The organism is Hyphomicrobium sp. GJ21 (assembly GCF_001006785.1).
GTDB lineage: Bacteria > Pseudomonadota > Alphaproteobacteria > Rhizobiales > Hyphomicrobiaceae > Hyphomicrobium_B.
In genome coordinates this window covers 905,149-926,067 of the sequence record NZ_CDHO01000003.1, presented here as the reverse complement: position 1 = coordinate 926,067, position 20,919 = coordinate 905,149, and the positions used below count along the sequence as shown (strand labels likewise).

General features: G+C 59.7%; 18 protein-coding genes, 1 tRNA gene, 1 other RNA gene and 1 riboswitch. Of the genes, 10 read left to right on the top strand and 10 right to left on the bottom strand.

The window, feature by feature from the left end; all coding sequences use genetic code 11:
* The first annotated feature begins 103 nt into the window (after nt 1-103).
* Together HYPGJ_RS12690 and HYPGJ_RS12685 are read left to right on the top strand one after the other, a co-directional pair.
* Nucleotides 104-454 carry a hypothetical protein gene (locus tag HYPGJ_RS12690; RefSeq protein ID WP_013214263.1) on the top strand — a complete coding sequence of 117 codons (351 nt, stop codon included), beginning with the start codon at nt 104-106 and terminating at the stop codon, nt 452-454.
* Between the two features lie 71 nt (nt 455-525).
* Nucleotides 526-611, top strand: a tRNA-Leu gene (locus tag HYPGJ_RS12685).
* Nucleotides 612-686: 75 nt separating this feature from the next.
* Here HYPGJ_RS12685 and HYPGJ_RS12680 read toward each other — a convergent pair.
* The 6 genes from HYPGJ_RS12680 to HYPGJ_RS12655 all read right to left on the bottom strand — a co-directional run bounded on the left by HYPGJ_RS12680 (nt 687) and on the right by HYPGJ_RS12655 (nt 8,919).
* The gene (locus HYPGJ_RS12680; protein ID WP_046847479.1) at nt 687-2,072 is read right to left on the bottom strand and encodes an O-antigen ligase family protein; all 1,386 of its coding nucleotides are present in this window, start codon (nt 2,070-2,072) and stop codon (nt 687-689) included.
* A 158-nt stretch (nt 2,073-2,230) separates the two neighbouring features.
* Nucleotides 2,231-3,373 (bottom strand): glycoside hydrolase family 3 N-terminal domain-containing protein, encoded by a 1,143-nt coding sequence (locus HYPGJ_RS12675; RefSeq protein WP_244466116.1) that lies wholly within the window; start codon nt 3,371-3,373, stop codon nt 2,231-2,233.
* A gap of 58 nt (nt 3,374-3,431) precedes the next feature.
* Nucleotides 3,432-4,508: a substrate-binding domain-containing protein gene (locus tag HYPGJ_RS12670; RefSeq protein ID WP_046847477.1), complete on the bottom strand. Its 1,077-nt coding sequence runs from the start codon at nt 4,506-4,508 to the stop codon at nt 3,432-3,434.
* A 385-nt stretch (nt 4,509-4,893) separates the two neighbouring features.
* Nucleotides 4,894-6,084 (bottom strand): cytochrome c peroxidase, encoded by a 1,191-nt coding sequence (locus HYPGJ_RS12665; protein WP_244466248.1) that lies wholly within the window; start codon nt 6,082-6,084, stop codon nt 4,894-4,896.
* Complete coding sequence (locus HYPGJ_RS12660; RefSeq protein WP_244466115.1) at nt 6,084-6,488, bottom strand: hypothetical protein; 405 nt, start codon at nt 6,486-6,488, stop codon at nt 6,084-6,086. Before HYPGJ_RS12660 ends, HYPGJ_RS12665 begins: the two co-directional genes overlap by 1 nt.
* Nucleotides 6,489-6,648: 160 nt before the next feature.
* A complete protein-coding gene (locus tag HYPGJ_RS12655; protein WP_046847475.1) occupies nt 6,649-8,919 on the bottom strand; it encodes a TonB-dependent receptor in 2,271 nt (756 codons plus the stop codon).
* 405 nt (nt 8,920-9,324) lie between these two features.
* Nucleotides 9,325-9,386: riboswitch (Fluoride riboswitch) on the top strand.
* Between the two features lie 34 nt (nt 9,387-9,420).
* Here HYPGJ_RS12655 and crcB point away from each other — a divergent pair.
* Nucleotides 9,421-9,852, top strand: a complete 432-nt coding sequence (gene crcB / locus HYPGJ_RS12650; protein ID WP_046847474.1) for a fluoride efflux transporter CrcB — start codon at nt 9,421-9,423, stop codon at nt 9,850-9,852.
* A 2-nt stretch (nt 9,853-9,854) separates the two neighbouring features.
* Here the strand turns inward: crcB and egtD are convergent, their stop codons facing one another.
* From egtD to HYPGJ_RS12635, 3 genes are all read right to left on the bottom strand, one after another.
* Nucleotides 9,855-10,850, bottom strand: coding sequence for an L-histidine N(alpha)-methyltransferase (gene egtD, locus HYPGJ_RS12645; protein WP_046847473.1), 996 nt, complete (start codon nt 10,848-10,850; stop codon nt 9,855-9,857).
* Entirely contained in the window at nt 10,850-12,151 is a 1,302-nt protein-coding gene (gene egtB, locus HYPGJ_RS12640; protein ID WP_046848384.1) for an ergothioneine biosynthesis protein EgtB, read from the bottom strand. The genes egtD and egtB overlap by 1 nt, the downstream gene beginning before the upstream one ends.
* Nucleotides 12,152-12,460: 309 nt before the next feature.
* Entirely contained in the window at nt 12,461-12,823 is a 363-nt protein-coding gene (locus tag HYPGJ_RS12635) for a DUF427 domain-containing protein (protein ID WP_046847472.1), read from the bottom strand.
* Between the two features lie 160 nt (nt 12,824-12,983).
* On the opposite strand from HYPGJ_RS12635, the gene rnpB reads away from it, so the two are divergent.
* Both rnpB and HYPGJ_RS12630 read left to right on the top strand, forming a co-directional pair.
* Nucleotides 12,984-13,459: RNase P RNA component class A (gene rnpB / locus HYPGJ_RS18505), an RNA gene on the top strand.
* 40 nt (nt 13,460-13,499) lie between these two features.
* On the top strand, nt 13,500-14,447 hold the full coding sequence (locus HYPGJ_RS12630) for an alpha/beta fold hydrolase (protein ID WP_046848383.1): 948 nt from the start codon (nt 13,500-13,502) through the stop codon (nt 14,445-14,447).
* Here HYPGJ_RS12630 and HYPGJ_RS12625 read toward each other — a convergent pair.
* Nucleotides 14,425-15,300: a DUF2189 domain-containing protein gene (locus tag HYPGJ_RS12625; protein ID WP_046847471.1), complete on the bottom strand. Its 876-nt coding sequence runs from the start codon at nt 15,298-15,300 to the stop codon at nt 14,425-14,427. The genes HYPGJ_RS12630 and HYPGJ_RS12625 overlap by 23 nt on opposite strands.
* Before the next feature lie 527 nt (nt 15,301-15,827).
* Between HYPGJ_RS12625 and mraZ the strand changes: the two genes are divergently transcribed.
* The 5 genes from mraZ (at nt 15,828) to HYPGJ_RS12600 (ending at nt 20,919) form a co-directional block, all read left to right on the top strand.
* On the top strand, nt 15,828-16,319 hold the full coding sequence (gene mraZ / locus HYPGJ_RS12620; RefSeq protein ID WP_013214278.1) for a division/cell wall cluster transcriptional repressor MraZ: 492 nt from the start codon (nt 15,828-15,830) through the stop codon (nt 16,317-16,319).
* Nucleotides 16,316-17,353: a 16S rRNA (cytosine(1402)-N(4))-methyltransferase RsmH gene (gene rsmH / locus HYPGJ_RS12615; protein ID WP_046847470.1), complete on the top strand. Its 1,038-nt coding sequence runs from the start codon at nt 16,316-16,318 to the stop codon at nt 17,351-17,353. The genes mraZ and rsmH overlap by 4 nt, the downstream gene beginning before the upstream one ends.
* 40 nt (nt 17,354-17,393) lie before the next feature.
* Entirely contained in the window at nt 17,394-17,690 is a 297-nt protein-coding gene (locus tag HYPGJ_RS12610; RefSeq protein ID WP_046847469.1) for a hypothetical protein, read from the top strand.
* On the top strand, nt 17,680-19,356 hold the full coding sequence (locus HYPGJ_RS12605) for a penicillin-binding protein 2 (protein WP_046847468.1): 1,677 nt from the start codon (nt 17,680-17,682) through the stop codon (nt 19,354-19,356). The genes HYPGJ_RS12610 and HYPGJ_RS12605 overlap by 11 nt, the downstream gene beginning before the upstream one ends.
* Nucleotides 19,357-19,473: 117 nt before the next feature.
* Nucleotides 19,474-20,919 carry a UDP-N-acetylmuramoyl-L-alanyl-D-glutamate--2,6-diaminopimelate ligase gene (locus HYPGJ_RS12600; RefSeq protein ID WP_046847467.1) on the top strand — a complete coding sequence of 482 codons (1,446 nt, stop codon included), beginning with the start codon at nt 19,474-19,476 and terminating at the stop codon, nt 20,917-20,919.

The window sequence follows — 20,919 nt, the reverse complement described above, 5'->3', positions numbered from 1 at the left end:
CGGCGGCCACGCGGCGTCGCCGATCATAGATTTACCCCCATGCAGTGGATGACATGGCGCGGTGAGTTCTGATACAGGCGGCTCGGCTTCAAGGGAGAGACCCGTGCGCGAAGATGTTCGGCGGCGACTGGATCGAGCCATATGGCTCGATCGTGCGAAGTACCTCGGAATTGGTCTCGGCATTGTCGCGGCGATCGGGCTGGCCTTTGGATATGAGACGCTCGACACGAAGGTCGACAACAAAGACGTCCATGGCAAGGTGACCGACATCGAGCCGTTGGTGACGAAATCGAGCGTGGCCGAGGCCGAAGGAGAAAACGTGATCGTTCAACTCGATCACGGGCCGCTGATCCGCGTGCTGGCTTACAAGTCGCGCGGCATCAAGGTTGGCGACGAAATTCAGGTCGTGGAGCACCACCACGGAACGGGCCGCGTCACTCATACGCTGAAATAGCCTGTCTCACGCGTTGACGCAGGCGTGCAGGCCGGTATAGATCGCCCCTTCCGCTCGTTTCGGGCGGCTAAGCCTCAGTGGCGGAACGGTAGACGCGGCAGACTCAAAATCTGCTACTCGCAAGGGTGTGGGGGTTCGAGTCCCTCCTGAGGCACCAACGGCATATTTGGCCATCCGGCTCGGCAACGGTTTATTCGAGCCGGGATGCGGCCCAGCCGGAAGTATCTTTTCGTCAAGCCTGTGAGGTTGTTCGCGAAGGCGTTTCCGCAGCTCCGCGCATTCCGCCTGTTCTCTCGCCCGTGCTGGCCAACGCCAGAACAGCTGCGCTCATACATACCGCCGCAAAATACCAGTGCTGCCAGAGGCCCCAGCTGAATGCCATGATGGCGGTTACTGAGGCGAACGCTGCGATCGCAAACGGGAACGATCGGGCGGGCATCGATGCTATTCGCCGCAAAATCAGGAGACCGGCGATCGAGAACAGCAGCGCTCCGACAGCGCCCAGCTCGTACCAGATTTGCAGGTAGATGTTGTGCGAGTGGTGACCATTGCGTTGCGCGCTCAGCTCGCCAGGAACGACGGTCGCGGTCGGAGCTTGGAGCTGGTCGTAGTATATCACGCTTTGGATCCCCCGGCCGAATAGCCAGGCCTCGGGAATCTGTTGGGCTTCGAAATTCCAGATGACGATGCGGGCTCGCGCCGATCCGGCGAGCACCGTGGAATTTTGTAGGCCGTTGTCGTAGGCGATGCGGGATGCGGGGACGACAGCCAGCGTTGCCAGAATCCAGATGACGGTCATTGCCGATAGCGCCGCCCGCTTCGATAGTTTGCTCAGAACAAAAACGGCGCAGGCAAACACCAGCGCGACCTTCGATGTCTTATGGACCGACAGGAAGGTTGCGCAGAACGTCGCGAAAAACAGGCCATAGACGCAGAGCTTGCTTTTGAGGTCCTTCAAGCGTTCGGCCTCGTTCGCTGCGATGAGCAGAACTGGCCAGAAGAGCAGGTTCAAAACGCCGATGTTGCGATTGAAAACGTACGTGCGGACGGATTGGATCCTATCGTCTGCGATTATGAAATGGCCTTTTCGTCCGCCGGCCAGCAAGGGCACATGATTGAGAATTGATGTGACGATGGATTGCGAGGTCAAGAGTTCGGCAACGAGATACACGGCGCCGACCAAGGTTCCAGCCAGAAGACCTTGAGAGAGTTTTCGCTGATCAATCGGATGAAGCCCGGTGAGCGTACGGCTCATCTGCCAGGCCATCGTCAGGAACGCGCCAAAAACGGCAAGTAGCGCTAAAGCGCTTGCTGGTTGTGGCGCCGTCACTGCGCGAGCGAACAAGTACAGGGCCGCAGCAATAAAATAAATGGGCGTGAAACCGGAGCCGAAGGACATCGGCTGTGCAGTCGTCTGACGGGCGGCCGATCGACCGTGTAACAGCACAAGACAAGCGAATGCGGCCGGCAATAGGGTGTGGCTGAACTTGGGGGCGACGAGCGACATCAGAGCGAACGTGAACGCGACAGGCAGAAGCGCGTCGCGAGCTGTGACCGCCGCAGCAGCCGTTCTTCGTTCGACGTATTCGGTGGCGTCCGAAAGAGATTTGCCCAGCATGCCGCGCTCCGCAAATGCACGGAGCGATTATTAGTGATTCGGAATGGGGTGGATCGTTTGATCCACAACACAGTGACTTTATGAAAGGGATTTTTGGATCGAGTGGAAGAAACAACGGATACGGACGATCTGGCGCCAGAACATCGGCGCGGCGTGGGCTAAGGGTGCTTTGACGCGCGAACAAGCCTGCGAAAAGTCTCTGATTCCAAGTCCTTGCGGATGAGGCCTCCGCTATCCGCGGCGACCAGAGCCGTCATCACGGTATCGAAATGCTTGTCAGAGTTGGACAGCAGCACGAGGTCGACGCCGGCATTGAGTGCCTTGATCGCCGCTTCCCCGATGCCGTCTTTCGACTCAAGGATCGCTCCCATTCCAAAATCATCGGTGACGAGCAAGGCATCGACCTTCCAGCGCGTGCGGAGCAGCCCGTTGATTACCTCTGAAGAATATGAGGCAGGGAGCGTCGGATCTATCGCGTCGACGCGCACGTGGCCGATCATCATTGCGAAACGGGGATCGTTCTTGAGGCGCTGAAACGGCAGCCAGTCCTCGCGCTCGAGTTGCGGTTCCGGCGTCGCCAGTGTGCCGGCTGCGACGTGCGTATCGTTGGCGACGCGCCCGAGGCCCGGGAAGTGCTTCAACGTGCACGTGACATCGAATTCTGCGAGTGTCTCGCAGTACCAGACCGCAACTTTTGCGACGAGGTCGGGATCGCTGGAAATTGCCCGTGAGTAGATCCGGCTTCCGCTGTCGTTGGCGGGAGCGGCCGACGGCTGCAAGTCGACGACCGGCCCGAAGTTCATGTTTACGCCCAGCGTCTGCAGTTCGCGAGCCTGGGGCGCGGCATACGCTTTGACTGCCTTTTCCCGTTCGTCATCGGAACTCAGGTCTGAGATCGTCGCACCAAGTGAAGGTTGAGCCGTCAGAGGCGGCGACAGATGCGAAACGATACCGCCTTCCTGATCGGCGGCAACGATGAGGCGAGGCAAGCCTTGCGCTTTTCGGATCGCCTGCAAGCTCTCGATCTCGGAGCGGATCTGATCGGCGGTGCGATCCTGAGCGTTGCGTGTGGTGAGGAATATGCCGGCGATTGCGCGTTTTTCGACGAGTGCTTTGATCTTTGCGACGTCCTTGTATCCGACGATCAACCGGCGGCCGAGGCGCTCCAGACGTGCGGGGTCAGATTGAAGAATGGACGCGCGCAAGGCATGTTTGCGGAAATGACCGGAGCCGTAAAAAATTGCGAGAGCGACCACGATGAAGAGTATCGCGGAGCCCAACCAGCCGAGCCGTGCGATCATTCCCTTCATCGATGTGAACCTGCCAGAGGGGTTAGAAATTTTTAGAGCGCGCGCCGCGTTATACCGAATTGCGGAAGACTTGGCTGATTGTCTTTATGGCTCCGGCGTCCTTGACGCGATAGCCCGGTAGCGCCGCAATGGCGGCGTGGAATTCCTTCCCGCGCATGATCTCGAGCACGCGCTGCATCGCTGGTAATTTGAGGATCTGTTTGCGGCAGACAAAAACGTAGTCCTCGGTCAGGACCGGAACGAAGTCGAGATTGAACTGGCGTGCCGCGGATTCAACGCCAAAGGCGACATCGGCCAAGCCGCTGGCGACATATGCAGCGACCGCGGCATGGGTGAATTCGGACTGCTCATAGCCTCGGATGGACGAAGTATTTATGCGATGTTGCGCCAGGAGTTGATCAAACAGCAGTCGGGTTCCGGAATCCGGCTCGCGATTGACGAAGCGAACGGCCGGGTTACGAAGACTTTCGAGATTAGAAATTTGCAGTGGATTTCCGCGCTGAACCATCAGGCCCATCTCTCTGGTCACCAGGGAAATAACGCGGTGCGTGTTTGGATTGAGCCACTCCTTGTTCGCGGCGATCGCGCGCTGGCGTAATTTTCCTTGAGGCAAATGCATTCCGGCGAGATCGCATCCGCCGTGCGCGAGAGAAGCGAGCGAGTTTTGATTGCTCACATAACGGAAGTCGATGCCGATCTTGGGTTCCCGACCTAATAGCTCGCGAAGCTTCGGCACGGCAAATCCGTGACTGGCATGGACTCGCAATATCAGAGGACCGTTCGGAAGCAACTCGTTGATTTCGGTTTCAAGTTCTTGCGAGAGGTTCTGCAGCAGCGGTCGCAGCCGCGCCTCCAATCTTTGTCCGGCCCACACCAGCTTTTCGCCGAAGTCGGTCAGTTGTGTTCCCGCTCCTTGCTTGCGGATAACGAGCGGCATCTTGAAGAAATCAGACCACTTCTCAATCAGGTTCCAGGCATGCCGGTAAGAAACGCCGGCTCGGTCGGCCGCTGCCGTAATCTTTCCGGTCGCGCGAATTTCGGTGAGGAATTCGAGCATGATCTTCATTGATTGGGCGTCGCCGTCGCGCTGGAAACGCCATATCGGATCAATCTCGACCTTGATCATGTTTGCTTTCGGGATGCGGCAAGTATGGTTCTTCGTGCCGCAGAAGATTTCATGTTCGCGAGATTTTACAAGCGCGCTGGCGCTTTATCGTCTTCACACTGACGGCAATCGTCGCTGCAATGCGATAGAATATGCAAAATTTATTCATACCATAAGGGTTGGCGGAGCTGATCCGGGCTCAACGTTGCTTGTGTCAGCGCTTGCGGAGGGCCGATTTCCGGCTAACGCGGTTTGCCGTTGGCGCACGCCGGCCGCACTGCGAGCTGATGCCGTGTGAAAGAATCTGGGCAAGCACGGGGCGTGCGTTGTCGGACGGGCTAGACACGTGACGATGCTTGCGAGCATCGGTATGATCTCGCTTGGCTCACTTTGATCCGAGCCCGTTTTATTGCGAGAGCAGGTTCTCGTATTTGCGATCGGTGAGTGTTTTCAGGAACGCCAGGAGAGCGTCGACATCTGAGGAGCTGAGTGAGCGAGATCCGAGATCGGCGATATTGGCCGAAACTTCGGGATTGTCCCAAACGGAACCCGTTTCGGGATTGGTTTTGGCGATGGCGGTATCAGATGAGCGGAGGTGGAAAAGCACCGCGGTTCTCAGGTCCCGAAAAATACCGTTGTGCATGTAGGGTCCGGTGATGGCGACGTTGCGAAGTGTCGGAACCTTGAACTTTCCGTCGAACTCGCCGTGCGCTGCCACGGGATTTTCCATGAGCCCGTGATCAACGCGCTGTGGTTTGCTGTCGTTCAGGCGCCGCGCGACAGCATTCCGCGGCACGCCCAAGTTGAAATAGCCGAAGTTGGTGAACACTTCATCGCGGGTGCCGGCGGCTACGCTTGAGTGGCAGCGATTGCAACCCGCGCCGTCGTTGGAGAAGAACAAGTCGCGGCCACGTGCTTCGGTTTCCGATAGCGAAACTTCGCCGCGCAATGAACGGTCGTACTTCGAAGTGAACGGCGCGAATTCGGGTGTGCTGAGAAATGCCGCAAGTGCGTTTTTGAGCGCTGCGATTGCTTTCGGCGTGCTAGCCAGCGCATCCTCGCCATAGAGCGCGGCGAAGGCAGCGCGGTAGTCTGCATTCTCGCGCAGGCGGGCGACGATGCTTGCCTCGTCCGGCATGGCCATTTCCACCGGATTGAGAATTGGGTCGCGGACTTGATCTTCGAGTGTTCCTGCGCGTCCGTCCCAAAACATTCCGCCGACGGCCTCGCGTGCCGGCGATATATGAAATGCCGGCGTCGTGCGGATGTAGACAAGCGTTGGCGAATTGCGGTCGCCCAGCGAGCGGCCGTCGCCACCGCGTGACACTGCGCCTTGGATTTCGCCTAGAACTCTCGGATCGGTGAATGCCAGTTCTGGCGAGTGGCAGCTGACGCAGTTCTGCTTGCGGCTGAAGGACAGGTTTCTGTCCGAAAACAGCGCTTCCCCGAGTTTTTCGCGCGTCTTTAAGTTTTCAGCCTGCGCAGATTGAAGCGTAATGCAGGACGCTGCCGCGGCCGCGGTGGCCGCGCAGAAGTAAATGCAAGCGATGCTTCGGCGAAGCCAGCGCGCAATCGCGAGTCTTTCGACCCGAACCATCATTTCTTATCGGCCTCGCGGACCGTCAGTTTCATCGTCTTTTCCGCAGAGCCACCGATCTGCACGATCACAGGCCCTGAGCCGAGTTCAAACTGCACGCTCTTTCGCAGCGTCTTGCATTCCGGGTCGCCGGAAAAGGCCGTAGACTGAACGAGTTCGTCGTTCTGCACGACATCGATCCAGGAGTGGTCGGGTATCGTGATCTGGTAGAGACCAGGCTTGGCGATGGCGTCGATCTTGAACCATCCAGAAAAGCTGTTCTGGGGTATCGCCTGCTTTTTGATGCCGGATGCTGCCGGGAATTTGATGCCCGGCGACGGTTCAAGCTGCAACTGAATCGCCTTGCTCGGAACGGACGCGATCGCGCCGCCTGAAGCGACGGTTACAGCTTCCGGCGCCGCCATCAGGGTCAAGTCAGCGGCAACGGACCACTTGAAGGCAGCACACGTTTCTGCCGAGGCGGCGCCCTGAAAACCCGTTGCCGCGAAAACGGCAACGGGCAGGAGCCGCAATGATACGTGCAAACGGGAGATTGAACGTTTCATAGCGAAGAACCTAATCGGGTTAGAATTGCGTGCGCATGTTGGCGTAGAAGCTACGTCCCATCTCAGGATAGCCATCGGTCAGGACATAGTTCTCGTCGAGGATGTTGCGTGCCGTGAACATCAGGCTCGTCTTGTCGGTCAGATCGTATTCGGTCTGGAAGTTCGCCAGAGCGAATGCGCCTGTTTTATAATAGAGCGTGCCGGCTGAATTGACCGTCCAGCGATCCGATGCGAACTCGACGTTCGGCGTGATGCTCCACGCATCGGTGATTTTGTAGGTCAGGTAGCTGATGCCTTTGACCGTAGGCATTCCAGTCAGCTCGAATGCCGCATTCGACGGGTTGTGGATGTCGCGTTGCAACCAAGTGATGTTGCCACCAATCAGCAGCTTGTCGTTGACCGCATAATCGATCGAGTACTCGATGCCATAGTAGTGGCCGTCGCCCACGTTTTGGCTCTGTGAGACGGCATTCCCTTGATAGATGAAGGGAACGGACTGGATGAGATTCGTCACATCACTGTAGAAGACCGCTGCAGACATCTGGCTGTTGCGCGCGAATGCGCTCGTCCAGCCGACTTCGTAATTGATTGACCGCTCGGGTTCGAGGCCTGGGTTCGACGTCGCGCCGCCGAAGCGTGAACTGAAGCGCTCAAAGATTGTCGGGAAGCGCGTGCGATCCGAAACGCTGGCGTGCCAGGTGTTGAAGTCATCGGAACGATAGACGATCGCGCTTTGCCAGTTGAAGGCGTCCGAGTCCTTCTTATTGTACTCGAAGAAAGTGCCTGGATTAGAAGGAGTTGGGGCAGTGGAGGGGGCTGTGAATTCCTCGGCCTTGTAGAGCTTGCGCCAATCGTAGCTCACGCCTGCGACGATATCGAGCCGATTGGTCGCGTGAACAGTATTTTCGAAGGCGATCGAATACGTGTCTTCCAGATCTGTCTGGGTCGGTTCCCGGAAGCACGGCTTTGTCGATCCGCAGGATACGTTTCTGATGTTGTACGCCTGCGTTTCATCGTGCTGGTCGCGGCGATAAAGGAAGGTCGCTTTGAACGTATCCCACGGTGTGACGTCGGTTCCAAAGAGGATGCTGCCGCCGCCGGCCCAGTCGTCATAATTGCTGATGAACGCTTTCGGTAGGCTTTGGGTCGTCTGAGCCGGATTATCGTAGCTTACGAGATTGTCCTGGAACGTCGTGTAATACGCTTTCGTTTCGACGAAGGAAGCTGAGCCGAGCTTGGTGTGCGAGAGCCAGTACAAGTTCTGCTGAGTGGTATCCGGCCAATCCCAATAGCGCTGCTGGGCGACGGGGTCCGTCACGTGGTAGGGCGCGCCTTTGGCATTGTTCATGCGGACGAAGTTGATGGAGTAATCATCCGTTGCGTTCGGGGTTAAGCCGAGCTTGGCGCTGATCTGCCAGTTGTCCTTGTAGGAATGATCGCGTTCGCCGCCGTTTTCGACCGGGGTCGGCTTGAAGTCGTTGGACATGAACCAGCCATCGGTGTCCAACAGCGCGCCGCTGACCTGGGCGTAGTATCCGCGCTGACGTGTTCCAAGCGAGGCGTAGGTCTTGTAGCCCTCGTATTGTCCATCGGTCCCGAACATCATGCCGCCCTGGACTTCGCCTTCGACGGCCTTGGTCGGCTTCTTGGTCACGAGGTTGATTGCGCCGCCCATGCCGCCGGGGCCGTTCAATACCGACGTATAGCCTTTCGCGATTTGAACTTCCGAGATGTCGGCGGTCAAAAAGCTGGAAAAGTCGATGCGGTTGTCGGCGGGTCGATAGATGGTGATGCCATCGATTGAGAGCGGAACCTGCCAGCGATCAAATCCGCGTACGAAAATCAGCTGCTCGTTGCGGCTGCCGCCGGAATTAGACGCCGCGACGCCTGGCGCCAGTGCTAGCGCTTGATCGAGTGTGGACTTCGAGAAGGTCCACATGGCGTCATTGGTGATGGCGCTGCCGCCGACCATGTCGATCTGACCGAGCGTGAAGACGCCTGCCGTTCCAGGCAGGCCGTTGCCGCTCAAGCCTCCGTCGGTGCCCACGCCATCAGCGTCGACGTCTTCGGCTTGGCCGCTTGTCGAGCCTGACTGAGCCGTGTCCGTCCCTTTGGGCTTCGTTTTTGGCTTCTGAGCGATGCGTTGCTTCGGCGCCGCCACCACGACGGGCGGGAGCGTGACTTCCGACGCGCCTTGATTGGTAGCGCCCGCTTCCTGCGCATGCAGGCTGCCAGCAGATGTCATCGCCAGCGCAATGCACGCTGACGCACAGACGTTTTTCGAACGCATAGGACTCCCCCCAGAGACCGCAATATAGCCGAGTGGCTATGTTTTCATAGCCTTGTGGCTATATCGAATTTCTGAAGGGCTCCAAGGCGACATTTTGGATTTATTTTCTTATATGATTGAGCGTTGTATTTTTGCTCCACGGCATCGTATCGCGATAGATATGATCTATGGCAAAATCGATATCGGCCAACTTCAATCAGACCGTGCGAGTCCGTCGATGTTCGATTATCCGCTGCGTGCGGAGTATTGTGGGCTGGCGATCATGGCTCGACGGCCCGGGTAGGAAGGGTTGCGCGTCAGATCCTGCTGCAGGTCTCGGCCCTGACTATTTTCATCCGCCCCGGCGAGGGTCGCCATTTTACGGCTTGAGGCCGTTTAGTTTCCCAAGATTTTCGTGTAAGAGTAGCCGTCGATGGGGATGGGGTTCCCCGATAACCGCCGCTATGGCTGATGACTCCTGGCGAGGCCGCATTCGTTCGGAATGAGGTAAGGGAGAGCCATATGAATTTCACGACATGCCTGATCGTCATGTTCGGCGGCGCGCTCGGAACGCTGATGCGCTATCTGGTGTCGCTGTTTGCGCTGCCGATCAGCAGCCAGCTGCCCTGGGGCACGATCATCGTCAATATCACGGGATCGTTCATCATCGGACTTTTCGGAACGCTCACCTTGGCGCATGGGCGCTTTCCGGTGTCGGAAGAATTCAGGCTGTTCGTGATGATCGGCATCTGCGGCGGCTATACGACGTTTTCATCCTTCAGCCTGCAGACGCTCGATCTGCTGAGAGACGGCGCTCTCGGCCGCGCGGCCCTGAACATCGTCTTGTCGGTGGCGCTTTGCATCGGCGCCGTTGCCGTCGGCCATCTGGTCGGCGCGCACTTCAATGGCGGGGCGACCGAAATCGCGCAGTCGGCGATCGAAGAAGACGCTTGAATTCAGCCGACGCTGCGGCCCGTTTTTGGCCAGATGAGTTCGTGAACGCTGAAGCGATTGTTGGCGTCGGTCCAGACTCGCTTCGCGTTCCAGCCTGATGCGCGTGCGACCTCGCGAAACTGATCGAGCGTGTACTTGTATGAATTCTCGGTGTGGATGGTTTCGTTCTCTCTGAACCGGAACGAGCGGCCACAGATTACGACACGCTGATTGCGAGCGCTGACGAGATGCATTTCGACCCGGCCTTTGGCTGGATCATAGAGCGCGCGATGCCGAAACCCTCGTTCATCGAAGTCGCCGCCAAGTTCGCGATTGATGCGGTGAAGCAGGTTGAGATTGAACGCAGCTGTCACGCCTGCGGCATCGTCGTAGGCCTCGATGAGGACACGCGGATCTTTCTTGAGGTCGACGCCAATGATTAGGCGGCTGCCTTCGCCAAGCGCGCGGCCGAAAAACGACAGAAGAGATTGGGCGTCAGAGGGCGCGAGATTGCCGATGGTCGAGCCGGGAAAGAATCCGGTCTTTCGGCGCGATGCGAGATCCGCGGGCAACGCAATCGCGCGCGAGAAGTCAGCTTCGATCGGCCGAACGTCAAGTTCTGGATAGCGCTTCGCGAGCCTGCATTTTGCGTCGGCCAGCGCCGTTTCCGAGACGTCGATCGGCACGTATGCAATCGAAGATGCGATACGGTCGAGGAGGATTTCGGTTTTCAAGCTCGATCCCGAGCCGAACTCGACGAGCAATTCTCCGTCGCCGATTTCACCGACGATGTCGGCCGCATGATCGCGCAAGATCTGCGTTTCGGTTCGTGTCGGGTAATATTCCGGCAAGCGCGTGATGTCTTCGAACAGTTCGCTGCCGCGTGCATCATAGAAATAGCGGCACGGCAGCGTTTTTTTCTCTTTCGACAAGCCTGTGATTACGGCACGAGCGAACTCGTTCTCGAGCGTGTCGGCATGAGCGCAGGAAGCTTTGGGAAGCGTTTGAGCACGAGACATTAGTGAGCCTCCGATGCCAGCCTGAGGCCGACAAATTGCCAGCGTTGATGAGGGTAGAAGAAGTTGCGATAGGTCGGCCGCGAATGGCCCGCTGGTGTCACGCACGATGCCCCGCGAAGGACCTGCTGGCTGATCATGAACTTGCCGTTGTATTCGCCGATCGCGCCTGTCGGGGGACGATAGCCGGGATAGGGCAGATATGCGCTCGACGTCCATTGCCACACGTCGCCAAAGAGCTGTCGCGGCGTTTGGTGATCCGCGTCTTTCGCTCGTTGGGGCCTGAAATGATTTGCTGGCTGGTCGTGCCGCGCGCTTGCTTGAAGCGCCGCCATTTCCCATTCGAATTCGGTCGGCAGGCGTTTTCCAGCCCAGCGAGCGAACGCATCGGCCTCGAAGTAGGACACGTGCGCGACTGGCTCTGCAGGTACGACCGGTAAAAGTCCGTGTAACGACATTTGGAACCAGCCGGCGTCGCTTTTTTCCCAATAGAGCGGAGCCTGCCAATCCTCGCGGTTGACCGTCGTCCAGCCGTCTGCGAGCCAAAGCGATGCCGTGACGTAGCCGCCGTCGGCAATGAACTCGAGCCACTCGGCATTGGTGACAAGACGGTCTGCGAGCTGAAACGGATGCACAAGCGCGTCATGCTGCGGCCGTTCATTGTCCCAGCAATAGTCATTCGACGCATGTCCGATGCGATGAATTCCGCCCTCAAATTCAAACCAGCGCAGGGGTTCGGGCTGCGATGCGTCGACATTTGAAGGCGACGCCTGATAGGCGGGCTTGAGCGGGCTCGCGGCAAACAGAGCGAGAATGTCCGTCAGGAGCAGTTCCTGATGCTGCTGCTCATGGTTGATGCCGATTTCAATGAGGCGCGCAAGATCTTCGCTCTGGCCTTGTTCAGATGCGAGGAGCATTTCAAGCGCCTCATCGACGTGTGCGCGGTAGGCAAAGATGCGTTCGGCAGAGGGACGTGTCAGCAGCCCTCGTCTCGGACGCGGATGGCGTGGTCCGAGCGCTTCATAGTAAGAATTAAAGCAATAGTTGAAGTTTTCGTCGAACGGTTGGTAGCCATCGAGATGCTGCTTCAGAATGAAGTTCTCGAAAAACCATGTGACGTGCGCGAGGTGCCATTTGGTGGGGCTCGCGTCTTCCATTGCTTGTACGACCATGTCCTCGGACGTGAGCGGTGCAGCAAGCGCAAGCGAATGACGGCGCGTGGCGAATAATCTTTCGGCGATCGTCGTCGCAGCGGACTTTGGGAGAGGGGCGGCGCTCGCAGCGGTGAGCAATGTCGGATGCATAATCATTCTCCTCAGCCGGCTCCTACCGCGCGACGATCATAGAACTAGGATTTGAGATGTGGAATATTGTGCTGTCGGGCGCGTGCAATTAGGCTGCAATGCTTCGCGTTCTGAAGATGCTGGGCCAGAAGTGACGTGCGAAAAACGGCGAGCGGCGGCGTTCTGCCGAAGCTCACCTAACGATGCACAAAACACGCTGCTCAAGAGAGCTCATCCGCTTCGATAACCGTCGCCTGCAGCACGACAAGATCGCAACGCGAAGTCCGATATATTGTTCCAAGCCTTCCGCTGAGGTCTTGAGCGTCGGTGTCAGGGCGTGTTGTTTTCGATGAATTCGACGGCCTTTGCGTCGAATGCCAAGTGCCCGCTGATTTGGCCGACACTCGGGAAGGGCTTCTCGTAGCTCCAGGCCACGTCCGGCGCGGTCGCATCGTCCGAATGCAAAGAAAAGTAAACGGCTTCGCCCTTGAACGGGCAGCGCGTGACGGTCGCAGTCTTCTTCAACATCGTCATGTCGATGTCGGCGCGCGGGATATAGTGCACGGCGGGATATGATCCTTCGTGCAGTATCAATGCGCCTGTGGTGTCGGCGATGACGTGGCCGCGCCAGCAAACGCGCAGGCGCGCCGGATGCGGAAGGATGCGGATCACGCGATCAGTTTTGGGCTGCATCCGATACTCCGCGTTACTGAATGATCTGGTGCGATATGGGAGCGTCAGCGCCAATCGCAACCGGCGATCACGGCGTTTGATGTTTGTTGCGAACCGCGCCTTCACCGTTTCGCAGGTCGGGTCTTGACGTTTGCGCGCTCGCGTCGCTTATGTCGCGGGACCAGCCGGCCGGGCGGCCGCTGCCGGACTTCGTTGTGGCGAAACGCGCTCTAAAGGCGCGCAAGCAAGACATCCGGTGGAGGAAAGTCCGGGCTCCTTGATGACACGGTGGCGGCTAACGGCCGCCGGGGGCGACCCCAGGGAAAGTGCCACAGAGAACATACCGCCCGCCTTCGCTGCTTTGCAGCTTCGGCGAGGTAAGGGTGAAAAGGTGCGGTAAGAGCGCACCGCGCTTCTGGCAACAGAGGCGGCAGGGCAAACCCCACCGGGAGCAAGATCGAATAGGGATGGGCGCGCGGAGCGGGAAACCGCAGACGCGGGGCGTGTCATCGCGCTACTCATCCGGGTTGATTGCACGAGGCGTCTGGCAACAGGCGTCCCAGATGAATGGCCGTCGCGGAGCATTTAGGCCAACACCCGGCATGCCGGTGTTGGGCTGTCTCCAGACAGAACCCGGCTTACAGGCCGGCTGGTAAATTTCTTGCGCAGTGCTTGCTTGCGCGTTTCGGAAGACCGAATGCGTTCGCTGTCTGCACTACTCGTGTCCTTTTTCATCGCCGCAATGTTTGCAGGACCAGCGATGTCATGGTCGGACGAAGATGTGACGCGCGACGGGCTGCGTGGCTCGCTGATTGTGCCGGATCGTGGCGCGCGATCTGCAACCGTTTTGATCCTCGCTGGATCGGGTCCAGTCGATCGAGATGGGAATTTGCCCGGTTTGCGCAACGACAGCCTGAAGCTTCTGGCTCGCGGGCTTGCAGAACGTGGCATCGCTTCTCTCCGTATCGATAAGCGCGGTATCGGCCAAAGCCGAACCGCCGCGATGCGCGAGGAGGACCTGCGTATTCAAACGTATGTCGATGACGCAATCGGCTGGCTGGCGTTTCTTGGCGCGCGTCAGGATACCGGTCCGCTCTTCATTCTCGGTCACAGCGAGGGCGCTTTGATCGCGACGCTCGCGGCGCAGCGGGTGAAGGTTGCAGGCATCATTCTTGTCGCGGGAGCGGGCGAACCTGCCGCAGCGCTCATCGCACGGCAGCTTTCAGATGCTGGCGTTCCGGAACACCTTCAAATCGAGTCGAAAAGAATTTCACAAAGCTTGGCGCGCGGTGTTGCGGTTGCGGACGTGCCGCCGGAACTCACGGCGCTCTATCGCCCCAGCGTGCAGCCCTATCTTATGTCGTGGCTGCCGCTCGATCCCGCCGCAGAGCTTGCGCGCCTCACGGCTCCGGCTCTCATCGTGCAAGGCACGCATGATTTGCAGATCAGAGTGGAGGATGCGCAGCGTTTGGCGGCGGGGCGGCCGAATTCGAAGCTCGTTCTGATAGAAGCGATGAACCACGTCTTGCGAGAAGCTCCAAAGGAGCGCGCCGCGAATCTTGCGATCTACGGCGCGTTCGACAAGCTGCTGGCGCCGGAACTCGTTCCGGCGATTGCGTCGTTCATTGAAGCGCACGCTCGCTAGCTTCGATTTTCTCGGGCACGACCAGCTTCCGATACAAATGCCAGGTCGCGTGTCCGAGGATCGGCAGCACGAAGGCGAGGCCCAACAGGAACGGTATCGCGCCAAGCACGAGTCCGATCACAACGATCAATCCCCACACCGCCACAGGCACGGGATTTTCGAGGGCGGCGCGGATAGACGTTCGGACCGCCGTGCCTGCGCTGACGTCTCGGTCCACGAGCATCGGGAACGAGACGACGCTGGTCACCAACACGACGAGCGCGAAGACGAAGCCGACGACGTTGCCGACGACGATGAGGTGCATGCCTTTCTCTGTTGTCGTGAGTTGATCCCAGAATTGCTGCGGCGTGGAAGCTTCGCCACCGAAGAGCTGGGTGTGGATGAGGTTGGCGGTATAGAGCCATCCGACAAAAATGCCGGTTAGCGCCAAGCCAAGGAGCAGGATCGCGCCGATGCCGGGTCTCTTCAGAACGTCGAACGCTCGGGCGGGCGTATTGTCGAGACCGAGTTCCCGGCGGCGGCTCAATTCGTACAGACCGATCGCGACGAAGGGGCCGAGCAACGCGAAGCCAGCGGCCATCGGATAGATCAACGGCAAAACGTCGTAGCCGAAGAACAGCCGCGCCAGCAGAAGTCCGACGACGGGATAAATGATGCAGGCAAAAAAGGCGTGTGTCGGAAACTCGCGAAAATCCTCGGTGCCTTGGGCGAGCGCATCCCGCACGTCGGCAACGGTGATCTTGCGGACTTCCGGCTCGCCGTCCCGCCAGAGACCGGATGCGGGCCAGCGAAGTTCAGATCCTGGGTTGAGGACGGGATTAAGGATTGCTGACTGTGATCTAGGGCTGTTCATGTGACACCCCATAGGTTGCGGTGCCGAGCCCATACAGGTGCGTCGGCACTCTCATACCCGCCCGCCTCGCCTGATCATCTTAACATGCGCTGTCCGCTTCCACGGTCAATTCAGGAAGCCGTGAGCATGCTCAAGTCCAGCTAAACGCTCCAATCAAGCGCGCGCTTCAGTCCCCGGAACTGGGCTTGTTGGGCCGATCCGGACTGGGCACTGGTGCAAAACCGTGCCTGGGCAGAAATATCCTTAAGAAACCGTTGACGACCGCCTTATCCCATGCGATCCCATATGAGCCCGTCCGCACCGGGCGGATACCGTGGTAGGGCGCCGGTTTGGTTGAGGGCCCAAATCTGAGCGACCGCCACGGCCTCTTTCCTAATTGTCTCTGGCACTTCGCTTCGCGAAGCCGGCCGCCAGAGAACAGGTTTTCCGGCCCTGGCGGCCGGCTCCCCGAAGGGGAGTCGCCAGGGCCAATTCGAAGCGTAGCGACCAGTAGCGAGTGAGGAGGACGAGTTTTCGTTAGCTGGGAGATGGACCGCTTTGTCTCGACATTCACAAACAAGATCGACGCCAAAGGCCGCGTCTCAATTCCGGCCTCGTTTCGCGCCGTCTTGGAGCGCGATGGATACGCGGGCGGCCTCTACTGCTACCCCTCGCTCGATGCTCCTGCGCTCGATGCGGGCGGCGAAAGACTTGCAAAGAAAATCGACGGGCTTCTCGCAGGCCTGCCGGACTATTCGGACGAGCGCGACGAGCTGTCTGTCGCACTCTATGGCGACGTCCAGGTTCTCACGATCGATGGCGACGGCCGCATCGTCCTTCCTGAAAGCCTTCGCGCGCACGCCGGCCTGGGCGCCGCCGTCACGTTTGTTGGCCTCGGTGACAAGTTTCAGATCTGGGAACCCGGACGTTTCGAAAAACGCCGGGCCGAAGCGCGCAGCAAAGTCCAGGTGACGCGCAAGCTTTTCGCAGCGGGTAGTCGCACGTCGAACGACGACGGTGACGCGGGAGCACGGGAATGACGCGCGGTGGCGGGGCAGAGGGAGCCTCGCTGGGGCCGGCTGAAAAGCCTCCGCGCCACATTCCCGTGCTTCGTTCCGAAGTACTCGAGACGCTCGCGCCGAAGGCCGGCGAAACCTACATCGATGGCACGTTCGGCGCAGGCGGGTATACGCGCGCGATTCTTGAAGCTGCCGACTGCCGAGTGCTGGCGCTGGATCGCGATCCCAATGCCATCCGAGGCGCGGCGCCGTTGCAGGCCGAGTTCGGTCCGCGGCTGACGCTCGTCGAGTCACCGTTCAGCCGGCTTGAGGAGGTCGCTCATGACGCGCTCGGCGGCGCGCAAGTGGACGGCGTCGTGCTCGACATCGGCGTCTCGTCGATGCAGCTCGACGATGCGGAGCGCGGCTTTTCATTTCAACACGACGGTCCGCTCGACATGCGCATGTCGAGCAACGGGCAGACGGTCGCCGATTTCGTCAATTCGGCAGCAGAAGAGATAATCGCCAACGTCATTTACGCGTTCGGAGAGGAACACAAGTCGCGGGCGATTGCGCGCGCGATCGTCGGGCGTCGCGCGGAGACGCCGTATGCGCGAACGCGGGAACTCGCCGACACGGTGTCTCGCGTTTTTCACGGACGCAAAGTCGATGGCCGGCACCCGGCGACGCGGACGTTTCAGGCATTGCGGATTTTCATTAACGACGAGCTTGGCGAACTGGCTTCCGCACTATCGGCCGCGGAGCGCGTGCTGAAGCCCGGCGGCCGTCTTGTCGTTGTCTCATTTCACAGTCTGGAAGACCGGATCGTTAAAAAATTCATCGCCGAGCGCAGCGGCAAAACCCAGTCGGTTTCGCGCCATTTGCCAACAGAAACGATAAAAAGCACGCCTCCAAGTTTCCGAATTGTTAACTCGCGGCCGTTAACACCTTCTAAAGGTGAATTGGATGTGAACCCGCGTGCTCGGTCGGCACGTCTCAGAGCAGCATTTCGTACAGACTCGGATCCTTGGCCGCTCAATCGCGAAACGTTAGGTTTTCCAGCGTTCGAGGATTAGTATCTAGGGTTGAGTCCAGAGTAAACGGAGAGAGCCCGCTATGCGTCTCCTGAACATTGCCGCGTTTTTCTTCGCCATCACGAGCGCGCTGCTCCTTTACGGATTGAACTACGACACCCGGCGTCTCGAAGCGGAAGTGCAGTCGAAAGAACGCGCTGCCGAGCGCGCTCGCGACGACATCGCGGTGCTCAAGGCGGAACGCGGAACGCTGGCTCGCCCGGACCGCATCGACGGACTGGCGCGGCAGATCGGTCTTGCGCCTCCGCGTGTCGATCAATTCGCCAATGGGCGCGAAGTGTCCGATCTCGGCGATCAGGATCGTGGCAATGGCCGCTGACGGCACGCTCGCGATCGGCCGTCCGGGGCCTGATGACGTTCGCAAGCGGCGGACGCGCAGCGCGACGGAAACGGTCGTCTATGGCTTTCTCTTTTTCGCGTTCGCGGAAGTCGCGATTCATCTGCTCACGCTGGCGGCTGGTCATCAGTCGGCCGTGACGCTCGCGGTTTCGGAGCCGGTTGCGACGAGCTTCAGCCGTCCCGATATCGTCGATCGCAATGGCCGGCTTCTGGCGACGGATTTGGAAGCGCCGTCGATCTATGCCGATCCGGGCGTCGTGCTCGACCGGGACGAACTCGTTGAAAAGCTCGCGACGGTTTTGCCGGATATCGATCAGAAAGAGCTTCTGCGGGCGCTTTCGGACCGCTCGCGCCGTTTCGTGTGGGTACGCCGGGGCGTGTCGCCGAAAATCGCGCAGCGCGTGCATGATCTCGGCCTTCCGGGGCTTTCCTTCCGCTATGAGTTGAAGCGGGCGTATCCGGCGGGACTGCTCGCAGGCCACGTGCTCGGTACGGTCAACGTCGACAATCGCGGACTGACGGGCATCGAAAAATACATCGACGAGAGCATCGGCACCGATCCGGTTCATGCGGCGTCGCTCTCGACGCGGATGCCTGTGCGGCTTTCGCTCGACATCGGTGTCCAGCATGCGCTCGAAGACGAACTCGACGACGCGGAACAGAAATACCGGGCGGCCGGTTCTGCGGGCATTGTCCTCAACATCAAAACGGGAGAAGTGCTCGCCAGCGCATCGACGCCGCGGATCAATCCGGCGTGGCCGTCGCAGGCGCATGACGACAAGTATCTCGACAAGATGACCGCCGGAACATACGAGCTCGGCTCCGTCTTCAAGACGCTGACGATCGCGATGGCGCTGGATGAAGGTCTCGCCAAGCCGGATACGATCATCGACGTGCGCAAGCCGTTGGAGGTCGGACGTTTCACGGTGACCGACTTCCATCCCGCGAACCGGCCCTTGAGCGTGACAGAAGTTTTCACGCATTCCTCCAACATCGGCGCGGGCATGCTGGCGTTGCAGGCCGGGCCGGACAAATTCGAGGCGTTTCTGCGCAAATTCGGAATGCTGTCGCCGCTCAAGACGGAAGAAGGCCCCGTCGCCGCGCCGCAGTTGCCGCCGAAGTGGGGCAAGGCGTCGACGATCACGATATCCTACGGGCATGGTCTGGCCGTTGCACCGTTGCAATTCGCGGCGGCGACGGCGTCGGTTCTGAATGACGGCAAGCCGGTTCATCCGACCTTTCTCAAGCGCTACGGCGGAGATCAGGCTGCCGAGAAATCGCTCGTCACGCGCACGACGTCCCGCGATATGGCGCGCCTGATGCGGCTCAATGTGACCGCGCCGGATGGGACGGGCAAGGAGGCCGACGTTCCGGGGTATCGCGTCGGCGGGAAGACCGGTACGGCCGACATGCCGGGTCGCGGAGGGTATTCGTCGAAGTCTGTGATCTCGTCGTTTCTCGGAGCGTTCCCGATGGATGATCCGCAGTATGTGACATTCGTCATCCTGTTCGATCCCAAGGGAACGGCAGAGACGAAAGGCCAGCATACGGCCGGCTACACCGCTGCTCCGGTCACCGGCCGCTTGATCTCGCGGATTGCGGGGCAACTCGGCGTGGCACCGATGGACGTGGCGGCGAGCCAATAGGCAGACCAGAGCAAACCCGGTGGCGATTTGACGACCGAGGGGTCGGCCACGTATCTAACTTCCGCGAATTCATCCGCGCGATTTGATGCGGCCGAGACGACACGGGCGAGGGGAAGTATGCGGCTTAGCGACGTGCTGCCGGCCGGCATCGAGCCGCCTCCTGGCACAGGCTCCGTTGAGGTGACAGGAATAACGGCCGCGAGCGCGGCGGTCGGCAAGGGCGCCATTTTCGCGGCGCTGCCGGGATCGAAGGTCGATGGCGCGTCGTACGTTCCGGATGCGCTCCAGCGCGGCGCCAGCGCCATTGTTATCGGTAAGGGAAAAGGCGTCACGGTTCCTGCCGGCGTTGCGCTGATCGAGGTCGATAACCCACGCGCGGCGCTCGCGAAGATTGCCGCGAAATTCGCCGGTCGGCAGCCGCGTTGCGCGGTCGCGGTGACGGGAACGAGCGGCAAGACTTCCGTCGCCGATTTCACGCGGCAGATCTTTACGTCGCTCGGGCGCAAGGCGGCGTCGGTCGGGACAATCGGAATCGTGAAGCCCGATGGGGCCGTCTACGGATCGCTGACAACGCCTGATCCGGTAACGCTGCACGCGACGCTTGCCGCGCTCGCCGATGAAGGCGTGACGCATCTCGCATTCGAGGCGTCGTCGCACGGGCTCGATCAGAACCGTCTCGATGGCGTCGAATTGACAGCGGCGGCATTCACGAATCTCGGCCGCGATCACATGGACTATCATCCGACAGAGGAAGCTTATCTCGCTGCCAAGCTGCGATTGTTCACGGAGCTTTTGCAGCCGGGGCAACCCGCCGTCATCAACACGGACGGAGCGCGATCTGCGGACGTTGCGGCGGCAGCGAAGGCGCGCGGTCTTCGCGTCATGACGGTCGGGCAGTCGGGCGATACGCTTCGACGGACATCGCTGACGCGTGACGGGTTTCAGCAGCGTATCGGAATTCTGTTCGATGGCCGGAGCTTTGACGTGCGGTTGCCCCTCGTCGGCGCTTATCAGGTGGAGAACGCGCTGGTCGCGGCGGGCTTGGCGATTGCGACGGGCGAAAAGGCTGATGCGGTTCTCGCAGCGCTCGAAAGTCTCAAGGGCGTGCCGGGGCGATTGGAAATTATCGGCGAACGGAATAGGGGACTGGCCGTCGTCGATTACGCGCATAAGCCGGAAGCGTTGGCCGCGGCGCTCGATGCATGCCGGCCGTTCGTGACGGGCCGTCTGATTTCTGTTTTCGGCTGCGGCGGCGATCGCGACAAGGGCAAACGGCCGATCATGGGTCGCATTTCGGTCGAGAAAGCTGACGTGACGATTGTGACGGATGATAATCCGCGCAGCGAGGACGCCGCCTCGATCCGCGCCGAAATTCTGGCCGGTGCCACGGGGGCTCGGGAGATCGGTAACCGGGCGGAGGCGATCGCGACGGCCGTCAGCATGATGCAGCCGGGCGACGTTGTGCTGATTGCCGGCAAAGGCCATGAAACGGGCCAGATTGTCGGAGATCGCATCCTGCCGTTTTCCGATCACGATGAAGTCCGCAAGGCGCTCGAGAGCTGA

Coding starts and splice junctions, on each gene's coding strand:
- HYPGJ_RS12675 (WP_244466116.1), bottom strand. CDS start 3,373: ATGATCGCACGGCTCGGCTGGTTGGGCTCCGCGATACTCTTCATCGTG.
- HYPGJ_RS12600 (WP_046847467.1), top strand. CDS start 19,474: ATGCGGCTTAGCGACGTGCTGCCGGCCGGCATCGAGCCGCCTCCTGGC.
- mraZ (WP_013214278.1), top strand. CDS start 15,828: ATGGACCGCTTTGTCTCGACATTCACAAACAAGATCGACGCCAAAGGC.
- HYPGJ_RS12660 (WP_244466115.1), bottom strand. CDS start 6,488: ATGGCGGCGCCGGAAGCTGTAACCGTCGCTTCAGGCGGCGCGATCGCG.
- HYPGJ_RS12635 (WP_046847472.1), bottom strand. CDS start 12,823: ATGCAGCCCAAAACTGATCGCGTGATCCGCATCCTTCCGCATCCGGCG.
- HYPGJ_RS12610 (WP_046847469.1), top strand. CDS start 17,394: ATGCGTCTCCTGAACATTGCCGCGTTTTTCTTCGCCATCACGAGCGCG.
- egtD (WP_046847473.1), bottom strand. CDS start 10,850: ATGTCTCGTGCTCAAACGCTTCCCAAAGCTTCCTGCGCTCATGCCGAC.
- HYPGJ_RS12625 (WP_046847471.1), bottom strand. CDS start 15,300: ATGAACAGCCCTAGATCACAGTCAGCAATCCTTAATCCCGTCCTCAAC.
- HYPGJ_RS12680 (WP_046847479.1), bottom strand. CDS start 2,072: ATGCTGGGCAAATCTCTTTCGGACGCCACCGAATACGTCGAACGAAGA.
- HYPGJ_RS12655 (WP_046847475.1), bottom strand. CDS start 8,919: ATGCGTTCGAAAAACGTCTGTGCGTCAGCGTGCATTGCGCTGGCGATG.
- rsmH (WP_046847470.1), top strand. CDS start 16,316: ATGACGCGCGGTGGCGGGGCAGAGGGAGCCTCGCTGGGGCCGGCTGAA.
- HYPGJ_RS12665 (WP_244466248.1), bottom strand. CDS start 6,084: ATGGTTCGGGTCGAAAGACTCGCGATTGCGCGCTGGCTTCGCCGAAGC.
- HYPGJ_RS12670 (WP_046847477.1), bottom strand. CDS start 4,508: ATGATCAAGGTCGAGATTGATCCGATATGGCGTTTCCAGCGCGACGGC.
- HYPGJ_RS12630 (WP_046848383.1), top strand. CDS start 13,500: ATGCGTTCGCTGTCTGCACTACTCGTGTCCTTTTTCATCGCCGCAATG.
- crcB (WP_046847474.1), top strand. CDS start 9,421: ATGAATTTCACGACATGCCTGATCGTCATGTTCGGCGGCGCGCTCGGA.
- egtB (WP_046848384.1), bottom strand. CDS start 12,151: ATGCATCCGACATTGCTCACCGCTGCGAGCGCCGCCCCTCTCCCAAAG.
- HYPGJ_RS12605 (WP_046847468.1), top strand. CDS start 17,680: ATGGCCGCTGACGGCACGCTCGCGATCGGCCGTCCGGGGCCTGATGAC.